Source organism: Sporichthyaceae bacterium, from assembly GCA_036269075.1.
In the GTDB taxonomy this organism is placed as follows: domain Bacteria; phylum Actinomycetota; class Actinomycetes; order Sporichthyales; family Sporichthyaceae; genus DASQPJ01.
In genome coordinates, this window is the sequence record DATASX010000063.1 from 37,600 (window position 1) to 47,645 (window position 10,046).

The following is a 10,046-nucleotide window of genomic DNA, read 5'->3' on the forward strand; positions in this document are numbered from 1 at the left end:
GCCCTGCCCGGGGCGTAGGAGGCCGAAGAGGCATCCGGGTATGTCCCCGTCCGGACCCGCGAACCCCCGGGCGGCCGAACCGTCCCGGTCGGCCGCCCGGGCGGCGTTCCATGGCCCGTGCCAGCATCGACGGATGCGCAGCCCCTTCGCGGTGCCCCCGAGCTTGGCAGCCACGCTTCACGCCGGGCTCGGCCACATCGGTTCCTACGCGGGCTGACGCCCCTCACATCCGCAGCGGGAAAGGGAATTCGGGCATGCGAATCAGTCTGGGCATCGGCGGCGACGTCCTGTCCGCCCCCGTGCCACCACGCGCGGTGGCCGCGGCGGCGGCCGCCGCCGAGGACGCCGGCTTCCCGGGCGCCTGGGCAACGCACTTCATCCGCGGTACCGACTCGATCCCCACGATCACCGCGGCCGGACTGATCACCACCGAGATCGAACTCGGGATCGGTGTCGTTCCCACCTACCCGCGCCACCCGTACACCTTGGCGCACGAGGCGGCGACCGTGCAGGCGCTGATCGGCGGGCGACTGACCCTCGGCGTCGGTGTCTCCCACCGGCCGATCATGGAGGGGATGCTGGGCCTGCCCTTCGAGAGTCCGGCCGAGCACATGCGCGAGTACCTGCAGGTTCTCGGCACGCTGCTGACCACCGGGCAGGTTTCCCACCACGGCAGATTCTTCGACGTCGAGTGCGGCTTCGACATTCCCGGGACCTCGCCGGTCTCGATCCTCGTCGGTGCGCTCGGCCCACGGATGGTGCGGGTGGCCGGGGAACTGTCCGACGGGATCATCACCTGGCTGGCAGGCCCTCGGGGCCTGGACAAGCACATCGTGCCGGGGTTGACCGAGGCGGCCGGCGCGGCCGGTCGAGGCGCCCCCAGGATCGTCGTCGGACTGCCTGTCGCGCTGGCCGACCGTGGCAAGGCCGAGCAAGCCGTCAACGAGACCTTCGCCCGCTACGGCGGTCTGGACAACTATCGCAACCAGTTCGAGCGCGAGGGCGTCACCTCCCCCGCGGAACTGGCGGTCATCGGCGACGAGGAGGCGATCCGGTCCCACCTCGCGGCCCTGCGCGACGCCGGCGCGACCGAGATCTCTGCGGTCGTCCTCCCGGTGGGCTGGGACGCGGCGAAGTCCTCGAACCGCACCATCGCGTTGCTGGCCGAGCTGGCCACGGAGTTCGCCCCGCCTGCCGGGTGACAGGGTGGTCCGGTCCATCCTGGATGCCACGCCGGAGGAGGAACGATGCCCGCCCCTGCCACGACCGCCCGCCGAGTTGCCGGACGGGTCGCCGCTGTTCCGTCCCGGGTGCGGTCCCGCCGCGAAGTGCTGGACCGACTGGCGAAGCTCGACCCGGACACCGACCACCACGAGTACACGAACCTGCTTCTCGGACGGGTCTTCTCGGACGCCTGGTTCCACCAGGCCCTGTTCACCGTCGCGTACTACCGGCAGGTCGCGGTGCGATCCATCGGTCCGATCATCGGGCGCCGCGGCTACGGGCCAACCCTCACCGACACCACGAAACGCACCGATGACAGCCTGCTGTTCTTCGGCCTGCTCTACCGCGACGGCCATGCGTCCGCGGAGGGCCGGACGACCATCGACCGGTTGTCGGCGATCCACCAGACCTTCGACATCAAGATGGACGACTACCGCTACACGATCGCGAGCCTCTGCTACGAGCCGGTGCGCATCCCGGAGATGCTCGGCGTGGACGCGCTGACCGCACCGGAGCAACGCGCGCTGTTCCTGTTCTGGACCGGGGTCGGCCGGGAGTGGGGCGTCGAGATCCCGGAGGATCAGGCGGGCTTCCGCAGGTGGTTCCATGAGTACGAGCGCACCGAGTACGAGCGCACTGACGACGCCGTGAACGTCTCGCTGGCCATGGAGAAGTGCTTCCTCGACAGGTGGGCACCCGGCCCACTGCGGCCACTGGGCTCGCAGTTCCTCCGCGCCCTGTGCGACGACCACCTGCTGGCGACCGTAGACATGCAGCCCGCCCCGGTAGCGATGCGCAAGGCGGTCCGGGTAGCCGTCGACGTCTACTTCCGCGGCCGCCGACGCATTCCCGGCCCGGCCCGCGCGGACAACATCATCCGCCCCTGGACCACCGAGTACGGGCGCATTCCGGACTCATCGGAGGTCGGCCCGGACTGGGCACGAGCGATCCAGGCCGACCCGCGCGGCAAGTGCCCGTTCTGACGGTTGCTCATAAACCCATCGCAATAACGCATCGGGCGGAGATTTCCGGATCCGCCACGGTCCTCCGTGACGGTTGACGCTCTCAGGAACCGCCAATCCCGCTCCAAGGGATCTGCGGGTTGAGCTTCGGTACGGTCCCCGGCATGGCTGCGAGAACAAGCATGCGTGCCCACCGGCGCCGGTTGCGACGATCCGCCGCGGCCGTCGCCCTGTGTCTGGTGGCGGCGATCGCGTCAGTCGGTCCGGCATCGGCGGCGACGCTGCCTGCGGCAGCGCCGCCCGACGGCGTCGACGATTCGTACTACGTCACCAGCAGCAACCCGCAGCTCATCTTCGACATGGGTTGCCAGGACGGGAAAGTCGACGCGACCCACGGCGCCGCCCAGCGGCTGACGATCCTCGACTTCGGCGGCCAGTACGCCGACGGTTCAGGCACGAAGCCGGTAGTCGGCCCGCTCGAACTGACCAACGCCCAGATCGAGAACCTCACGGAGAACTACGCGCTCGGTTGGTACGTGTGCGTGGGCAGCGACTTCTCGGCCGTGCTGACCCTCGGCATCGGCACCAACAACTCGTTGCGGGACGTCACCAACAGCGGCGGGGCGACCTGGGCGAACGTCGTGGCCGCTGTCGCCAACGCGGAGGCGCCGATCACCAAACGGATCGTGGTCGACGGCGCGAACGACATGGAGACCGAGTGGAGCTCACCGGCCGCCGCGTTGAGTTGGGCCGCCGGCTACGGCGCGGCAGGCACCGGGAGCTACTACTTCGACTACGGCGACGCCGGTGGCTGCCCGCAGACCACCGCCACCAACGGTCCGTGCAACAACGGATGGAACCAGCGCGACGTCTGGGAGGTCAGCTGGGGCGAGCCCACGGCCTTGCCACTGCCGGAGATCTACTACGCGGCCAACGCCGCGCAGTGGACCCAGATCAGCAAGTACGGGAAAGCGGCCGTGCACGGCGCGGCCATCAACTTCACCGGTGACCTCTCGGAGTTCTCCGCGGACCCGACCACGCTCGACCCGACGGACGCGTGGACGAGCTTGGCGACCTCGCTGAAGTCCGCCGCCCAGACGACCCGGGGCACACAGTGGCTGACCTCGATCCAGTGGGAAGCCCCGTGACGCCTCGCCGGCTGGTGCGAGTTCTGGAGTGACGGCTCGTCAGTCGGCGGCCGGAGGGGCGCCGCCGGCCGCGCTGCCCAGCCAGCGGGCGATGCAGGCCATCAGTCGCAGGTCCGGTCGGTGTCCGGCCCGCAGGTCGCACTGCACCGATTCCAGACCGGCGCGGACCGCGTCGGCACCCGGCATCGGGATCGTGGTGACGAGCAGGGCCACCTGGGTCAGCGTGAGGTCGACGTCGTCCGCGCACTTCTCGGCCAATTCCAGGGCGCCCGGCGCCCCGGTCAGGATCCGCACGTGATCCTCGAGCTCGACCCAGCGGGCAGCCGCGAGCCGCGCGCCGGCAGCCCACGTCGGCTCCGGCAATTGATTGCGCCCGGCGTCGAATTCCGCGAGGGAACCTCGCGCACGCCTGCGCTGTGATCGGTCCTGCCGGTCTCGGACCCGAATCCCCACGTCGCCCCCCAGCGGCCCGCCGGTGCACCGTCGACCGGTCGGGTGTCCTGTTCGACGCGTCGTGCGACCAGGTCGGGGTCCTCCGTTCGGCCAGTTCCGAGCGTCTTTCGGGCGATTCGTCCAGCACGGGCGGGTCGGCCGAGCAGGTGATCGGACCGGACCGCAAGCGGGTTGTCGGAATTTTCCGAAGAAATCCGCCGAATGAGGGAACCGGGCATCGGCCGTTCGGCGTCGAAGAGCCATCACGGCCCACGGGCCGTCCTCAGCACACCACGCAGCACAGAACACCACGCAGGGGGACGTCGCATGCCACTGACCACCCGGGCCGGTAGGGCCCTGACCGCCGTCAGCCTCACCTCGGCCGTGCTCGTCTCAGCCCTGCTCACCGTGGGCGCGGCACATGCCTCCGCCGGGCAGATCCACCCGCACAGCATCGCCGCCGAGGCCGGGCCGGTCGGGCTCCCGATCTGCGACTCGAGCGGCCCATGCCCGCTCGACCTGCTGCGCGGCAATCAGGCGCCCGCGCCGAGCGACAGCGACCAGTCGCACGCCTACGGCGACCCGGCGGAGCCCTGAGAGACATCAGGGGCGCAGAACTCAGTGGTCGTGCTTGTGCCACCGGTGCATCATCCAGCGGCACTGCGGGTCGCGTGAGGAGTTGTAGGCCGGGTCGTTGCCGCAATGGTGGTGCCGCCCGGCCACGTCCGGTGCACCGACGGCCGCCTGCGCGACGGGCGCACCGAGCACGAGAGCCGCGCAAAGGCTTACCCCGAGGGTCGTCAGGCGCAGGCAGGTGAGCGGAAAACGGTTGTGGGACATGCGATCTCCTCGGCCGAGTCCGGGATCCGGTCCGCTCGGGACGATAGGAGCATTCAACTGGTTGCGCAAGTAAGGACACCTTCGGCGTGGCGTCCTTCTCGACCGATCTGACGATGCGTCAGTTCAGGGCTTGGCCCCGGTACCTGCAGGCTCGCCGGTCGCGGCCCGCCGGTCCGCGCTGGCCGGGTTGGCCGGGTTGGGATTGGCCTCGCTACTGCGCTGATCGGCAGCACCGGGCTGGTCGGCGCCGCTGCGTTGTCCGGCATCGACCTTTGGGGTCTTAGGGGTCTTTGGGGCGTAGTAGCCCTGTGGTCCAGGCTTGCGGGTCGAACCGGCATCGCCGGAGCAGTAGGCGCCGTTCATGGAGCTGTGCCGCCCCTGGGCGGAGTCCCGGTCGTCCGGCTTGCGCGGCGGCGGAATCGTGTTGTCGTCGTGCAGCGGGCCGCACCAGTCCGGGCCGTCAGCCGGCACGGTGTGGTCAGCAGCCGGCACCGTGTGTTCAGTTCCTGTCGCCGCGTGAGCGCTCGTCGTGAACGCCCCACCGGCGAGCACGACGGCCACCAGTGCGGCGGCCGAGCAGAGCTTGCCCATGTCCTGTCTCCTTACCGTCGGCGGCTGTGCTCCAGCGGTTCTACCGGGCTCGACCCGAATTCATCGGACGGACACCCCGGCGCCGACGTCGAATCACCCGATCGTGTTCAGGACGAGCGCCGCCACCCCGGCCGGAACCGACGGAAGGTCGGGTGATGGGCGGGAACCAGGAGGGGGCGCAAAGCCGACCCTCCGGTCCGGCGGACCGGTACTCGCGCCGCGGCCGCCTGAACCGGTCAGCGCCCAGCGAGGGGTTCGGAGCCTCGAGGGCGCCGACCTGGATGAATCGTGCCGGCACGGCGACACATATTCAATTGCTTGCGCAACTGTTACCCAGCCGAGCGAGTTGCGTGACGGACGCTTCGGATCCGGCCCGGCCGACTACGTCGAGATGGACTCCGTCCGGACCTGGCCGTCCAGGGCGACACGCCACTGGTACGCGCCGGGCGGCAACGGCGGCGCGCCCTGCGCATAAGCGCCCGCCCACACCTGGGCCCCGGAGCCCGCCTGCGCCTGCGGGACCTCGATGGTGAAGTCGCGGCAGACCGGCACCGATCCTGAAGGTCCCGGACCGTGCACCTGTTCCCCGTTCTCGTCGAGCAGATCCATGGCCAGGTCGAAGGTCTCGCCGAACCTGGCCGGCGGAACCTTCACGAACACCACGGCGACGTGTGGGCTACCGCTCGGCGCGTGTCGCAGGCCGGCGGCACGCATGTCCACAGTGCTGCGGTCGGCCGGATTCGGCATGGCCGCTGCGCAGAGCACAAGCTCGAAAGCGACGGCGTTGGGTTCGGTCACTCGTCGTCTCCTGGCTACGGCGGGTCCTCGACGAGCACCAGCATCCACCCGCCGGGCCTCGTTACCGGGGAGCCGCGGCGGGCGCGGCCGCAGGAGGTTGCGCCGAGACCTGCTCCGCCGGCACACGCTGGGCCGGTTCGTGCGGCAGGCGGGCCCGGCTCACCACCGTCGGCAGCCAGGGCTGCGACGGTTGCACGCGCAAGCCCTGGCGCCCGTACTGGTCCCAGGTCGAGCCGGTCCAGAGCCAAGCGACGTCGACGACGCGGTCGTGACCCCAGCGCACCCAGTCCTGCCGGTCCAGCACCGGCTGGTCCCAGTACGGGCGGAACCACCACGGGTGGCCGTTCCAGTTGCCGTCCCAGCACCAGTCGGGGTCGCCGCCGACCGTGGAGTCGTCCGCACGCACGTCCGCCGGCTGTGCGGTGACCGGTTCCGGTGCCAGCCGGTCGAAGGTGCCGAGCACGTCGGCCTGCAGGTTCTGGTCCAGGCCCGGGCACTGGTTGAGGCTGGACAGGAACAGCAGCACCTCGTGGCGCTGGTCGATGTTCAGCGCGGTCGGGTCGGACGCGTACACGTCCCGAAGCGCCGGCGCGACCTGCTGCCCCGCGGCCAGACCGTCGAAGAGCTGCTGCGCGCGTCCCAGCACCGGGTCGGCGGCCGGGACCCGCGGGGTCAGCTGGGCGATCCCGCACTCGGTCAGCGGCTGCGGCGCTTCCGACCCGGGCGCCGGGGCCGCCGCTGCCGACTGGAGTTCGTAGGCCGACACCGCCGTGGCAAAGCCACCTGCCAGCAGCACCGCCGTCAGAGCGCGTCCGGCGCGCGAAGCCGTCGTCCTGGTCATCCGTCCTCCCGTCCCGTGCCGCACACCCGCGGTCGCGGGAGCACCTACCGGCCACGATGCCCTACCGAGCGGCCGGTAACCCAGTCCATGATCACGGAGGGAAGCCACAGGCGAGACGAAGGCAAGGGGTACGCAAACCCGCCCATCAGCGCAGAAAAGTGCGGGCCCTAAGAGCTGGTCAGGCCTTGCGCAGCGGGTTGTCGATCCGACAGTTCGCTTGGAACTCCTCGAGGCTGGCCGCTCCGCTGAGCACCATGATCGCCAGCGTGCGGCACTCCGCGTTGGCCACCCGGTCGGCAGGATCGGACAGACTAACCGCGTACCGCGTGTCGTCGGCGGTGAATGGCACCGGCTCGGTCATCGACGGTCTCCCCTCCGGATGATCCACGGCGCGCGGATGTGCGTCCTTGGCAGTGCATACCCGGCCGACACAGAAATCGGGGCCCCACGCCCGACCGTCCGCCACCGCCGGCCGGATGTTCGTCCGCCGGACGACCACCCGATACGTTGCCTGTGGGTGCACCCGAGTGGTCCCGATCCTACCGGTCCGTGACCTTGATGCCGGCGTGAACCACTACCGCCCGCTGGGCTTCGGGACACGGAGCGCCCGCCTGATCCCGAAGGCGCCGATGTTGCACGATGTGGCCGAACCGGGCCACAGTGTGCGCCTGAGCTCAGGAGGCGGCCGGTGGCCCGCAGGTACAAATGGATCGCCGGGGAGATCGAGCGCCTCGACCCGGACGTCGACTACGAACGGATCTGGGCGTTGTCGTCGACGTACTGGGTCGACGAGTTCATGATGAGTTTCCTCTACAGCGTCAGCTTCCCGAACTTCATGTTGCCCGCCAACGGCGGCCGGACGGTGGGCCGAGGCGGCACCGGCCCGGTGATCACCGACCCCGACCGCCGGCAACTCGAGACCGTCCACCACTTCTGGACCTGGTTCGCCCACGGCCCGTCCTCGGAGCACACCCACGCCTCGGTCGAGCAGGTCAACGAGATGCACCGCGGCATCAGCCGTCGTTACCCGGGCGACTTCGGCGACCCTGAGGACTTCGTCTACACGTTGTGCTACCTGGGCGCGGGCTACCACCGGATCCGACAGTTGGCCGGACTGCCCGGTTACACGAACCGTCAGCGGATCGCGGCACATCGGCACTGGTGCGCGATGGCCGAATTGTTCTGGACCGAGACCGGCCCGGTGGCCGGCTTCCCGGCGGACTTCGCCGCGATGCTGACGTTCCTCGACGAGTGGGAGTCGCGCCACCAGGACTGGACGCCGGACGGCGCGGCGTGCACCCGAGCCGTCATCGAGCAGTTCGCCGCCCGGTGGTTCCCGCGCCCGCTGCACTTCCTCGGCCGGGCGATGCTCTGTTCCTTCTACGGCGAAGCGGTTTTGCGGGTCCATCGCCTGCGTCCACCGGACCGGCGGGTGGTCGCGTTGATGCGCACCGGCATGCGCGGCTACGTGCTGGCCAAGGAGAAACTCCTGCCGGATCCGCGGACCTCGACGCCTGATCGGCATCGCAGCAAGAAACGGGGCAGCGCGGCGCAGGTGGCGGACGGGGACCGCGCGATCGCCGTCTGACGCTGCGTCAGGTGTGGTTGACGCCGGGCTGCTGGGTGAGCAACTGGATCGCGGTCACCAGGTAGGTGATGTCCGGGTAGCGCCGCGCGTCGTAGCCGGTCCGGTCGGCGATCCGGTCCAACCGGTTGTAGACGGTGTTCGCGTGCAGGTTCAACCGCTCGGCGGTCGCCCGGACGTTGAGCCCGTCCGCGGCCACGGCCAGGACGGTCCGGATGTACTCGCCGCCCTCGGCCAGGTCCTCCTCGAGGTAGCGGCGGACCGCCGGGTTGATCAGTCGGCGGGCGGTGGAGTCGTTACGCAGCACGAGGTAGTCGGCCGGGGACAGCGACGTCAGCGCCAGTACTGCACCGCCGGCGCAGGCTTGGCGGGCGGTGCGAGCCTCGGAGTAGCCGGCCGGCACCTCCGACCAGGCCCGGTAGGTGGTGCTCACGCCGAACGACGCGGCGATCCCGGTCGCCCGCAGCCGACTGACGGACTCCCGCAGCCCGGACTCGATGCCACCGGAGCCGACTCCGGCGACCGGCAGGATCGCGATCAGTTCGGACTGACGCACCGCCTGGATGCCCGGCGAACCGCCCGCGGTCACGCCGTGGACCGCGTCCGCGAGCGTCCGCAGCAGACCGGCGTCGTCCTCCCCGCTGTCCAGCGCACCGGACGCGACGACGAACTCGGCCCCGTCGGACAGGCCGACCGTTCGCAGCAGACCGATGCGCGGCACGGTCAGCGGCACCCGCCCGGCGATCAGGTCCTCGACCAGGTCGCGACGCAGTCGGTCCCGGTCGGCCAGTCGGAACTGCTCGGCCTCCAGGTGGGTGGTGGCCGCCGCGACGCTGCCCGCCTCGACGACCTGCATGAGCGGGCCGACCACGTCCAGGATCACCGGTCGGAGCGCGGGGTCCTCCTCGGCGGCGGCCCGCAACTGCGCCCACATCGCGCCCTGGCCCAGTTGGAAGGCGCGGATGAAGTCGGCCAGCACGATGCCCTGCTCGACCCGGCGCATCGCGGCCCGCACCGTCATCGGGAAGTCCTCGAGCCGAGCCGGCCGCTGCTCCCGCAGGGTGGTGGCCAGGGACACGAACACCGCCCGGCAGTGCGCCCTGACCTCGGCATGTAGGCCCGGGTCGGGGTTCGCCGCATAGGCGGGAACACCGGCCCAGATGGCGTCCACGGCAGCCTCGGTCGCACCGTCGACCACCCGGTCGACGACGTCGCCGAGCAGCAAGTGCCGATCGGAGGGGTCCATCCGCTCCTCGTCCGTCCACGAGGCGGCCTGCCCGCGCTGTGTCGACCGGCCCGCGCGAGGGACCGTACTCCTGATCGGGGCCGACCGACACGGGTCGGGCCTGCACCGATGACCGTCTGTTATCAGTGTGCTGGGTCACAGTCACCACTGTGAGCCCGTATCTGTCGCGGATCGGCGCAGACGGGGACAGTCGTCTTTTCGCCGGCCACCCGGGACCCGGCGGACCAGACCGAGCCACGCCACTCGTGCTCGTTCCTCGCGCGGGCGGCTCAGTCATCCGAACTAGAGGAGAAACTATGAAGTTGATCGGCAGAAAGGCGGCTGCCGTTCCGTTCGTCGTCAGCGCGGCGCTGGTGCTTGCGGCGTGCGGCAGTTCCGG

General features: G+C 70.4%; 12 protein-coding genes. 5 read left to right on the forward strand and 7 right to left on the reverse strand.

Translation table 11 applies throughout. From position 1 onward, the window contains the following. Window positions 1–254 precede the first annotated feature (254 nt). The 3 genes from VHU88_11280 (at window position 255) to VHU88_11290 (ending at window position 3,334) form a co-directional block, all read left to right on the forward strand. Window positions 255–1,202, forward strand: coding sequence for a TIGR03564 family F420-dependent LLM class oxidoreductase (locus VHU88_11280; protein HEX3612259.1), 948 nt, complete (start codon window positions 255–257; stop codon window positions 1,200–1,202). Between the two features lie 45 nt (window positions 1,203–1,247). Beyond that, entirely contained in the window at window positions 1,248–2,207 is a 960-nt protein-coding gene (locus tag VHU88_11285; protein ID HEX3612260.1) for an oxygenase MpaB family protein, read from the forward strand. Window positions 2,208–2,350: 143 nt separating this feature from the next. Beyond that, a complete protein-coding gene (locus VHU88_11290; GenBank protein HEX3612261.1) occupies window positions 2,351–3,334 on the forward strand; it encodes a hypothetical protein in 984 nt (327 codons plus the stop codon). 39 nt (window positions 3,335–3,373) lie between these two features. Here VHU88_11290 and VHU88_11295 read toward each other — a convergent pair whose 3' ends face one another. Beyond that, a complete protein-coding gene (locus VHU88_11295) occupies window positions 3,374–3,697 on the reverse strand; it encodes a hypothetical protein (GenBank protein ID HEX3612262.1) in 324 nt (107 codons plus the stop codon). Between the two features lie 396 nt (window positions 3,698–4,093). Here VHU88_11295 and VHU88_11300 point away from each other — a divergent pair, with 396 nt between their 5' ends. Beyond that, a complete protein-coding gene (locus VHU88_11300) occupies window positions 4,094–4,363 on the forward strand; it encodes a hypothetical protein (GenBank protein ID HEX3612263.1) in 270 nt (89 codons plus the stop codon). 21 nt (window positions 4,364–4,384) lie between these two features. Here VHU88_11300 and VHU88_11305 read toward each other — a convergent pair whose 3' ends face one another. From VHU88_11305 to VHU88_11325, 5 genes are all read right to left on the reverse strand, one after another. Continuing rightward, window positions 4,385–4,606, reverse strand: coding sequence for a hypothetical protein (locus tag VHU88_11305; protein HEX3612264.1), 222 nt, complete (start codon window positions 4,604–4,606; stop codon window positions 4,385–4,387). Window positions 4,607–4,729: 123 nt separating this feature from the next. After that, complete coding sequence (locus tag VHU88_11310) at window positions 4,730–5,197, reverse strand: hypothetical protein (GenBank protein ID HEX3612265.1); 468 nt, start codon at window positions 5,195–5,197, stop codon at window positions 4,730–4,732. Between the two features lie 381 nt (window positions 5,198–5,578). Then, window positions 5,579–5,995: a hypothetical protein gene (locus tag VHU88_11315; GenBank protein HEX3612266.1), complete on the reverse strand. Its 417-nt coding sequence runs from the start codon at window positions 5,993–5,995 to the stop codon at window positions 5,579–5,581. 61 nt (window positions 5,996–6,056) lie between these two features. Continuing rightward, window positions 6,057–6,836 (reverse strand): hypothetical protein, encoded by a 780-nt coding sequence (locus tag VHU88_11320; protein ID HEX3612267.1) that lies wholly within the window; start codon window positions 6,834–6,836, stop codon window positions 6,057–6,059. Window positions 6,837–7,014: 178 nt separating this feature from the next. Then, on the reverse strand, window positions 7,015–7,197 hold the full coding sequence (locus VHU88_11325) for a hypothetical protein (protein HEX3612268.1): 183 nt from the start codon (window positions 7,195–7,197) through the stop codon (window positions 7,015–7,017). Between the two features lie 327 nt (window positions 7,198–7,524). On the opposite strand from VHU88_11325, the gene VHU88_11330 reads away from it, so the two are divergent. Further along, complete coding sequence (locus tag VHU88_11330; GenBank protein HEX3612269.1) at window positions 7,525–8,424, forward strand: hypothetical protein; 900 nt, start codon at window positions 7,525–7,527, stop codon at window positions 8,422–8,424. Window positions 8,425–8,431: 7 nt separating this feature from the next. Here the strand turns inward: VHU88_11330 and VHU88_11335 are convergent, their stop codons facing one another. Further along, the gene (locus VHU88_11335) at window positions 8,432–9,667 is read right to left on the reverse strand and encodes a helix-turn-helix domain-containing protein (protein ID HEX3612270.1); all 1,236 of its coding nucleotides are present in this window, start codon (window positions 9,665–9,667) and stop codon (window positions 8,432–8,434) included. Window positions 9,668–10,046: the final 379 nt, after the last annotated feature.

Coding starts and splice junctions, on each gene's coding strand:
- VHU88_11280 (HEX3612259.1), top strand. CDS start 255: ATGCGAATCAGTCTGGGCATCGGCGGCGACGTCCTGTCCGCCCCCGTG.
- VHU88_11285 (HEX3612260.1), top strand. CDS start 1,248: ATGCCCGCCCCTGCCACGACCGCCCGCCGAGTTGCCGGACGGGTCGCC.
- VHU88_11290 (HEX3612261.1), top strand. CDS start 2,351: ATGGCTGCGAGAACAAGCATGCGTGCCCACCGGCGCCGGTTGCGACGA.
- VHU88_11300 (HEX3612263.1), top strand. CDS start 4,094: ATGCCACTGACCACCCGGGCCGGTAGGGCCCTGACCGCCGTCAGCCTC.
- VHU88_11305 (HEX3612264.1), bottom strand. CDS start 4,606: ATGTCCCACAACCGTTTTCCGCTCACCTGCCTGCGCCTGACGACCCTC.
- VHU88_11310 (HEX3612265.1), bottom strand. CDS start 5,197: ATGGGCAAGCTCTGCTCGGCCGCCGCACTGGTGGCCGTCGTGCTCGCC.
- VHU88_11320 (HEX3612267.1), bottom strand. CDS start 6,836: ATGACCAGGACGACGGCTTCGCGCGCCGGACGCGCTCTGACGGCGGTG.
- VHU88_11325 (HEX3612268.1), bottom strand. CDS start 7,197: ATGACCGAGCCGGTGCCATTCACCGCCGACGACACGCGGTACGCGGTT.
- VHU88_11335 (HEX3612270.1), bottom strand. CDS start 9,667: ATGGACCCCTCCGATCGGCACTTGCTGCTCGGCGACGTCGTCGACCGG.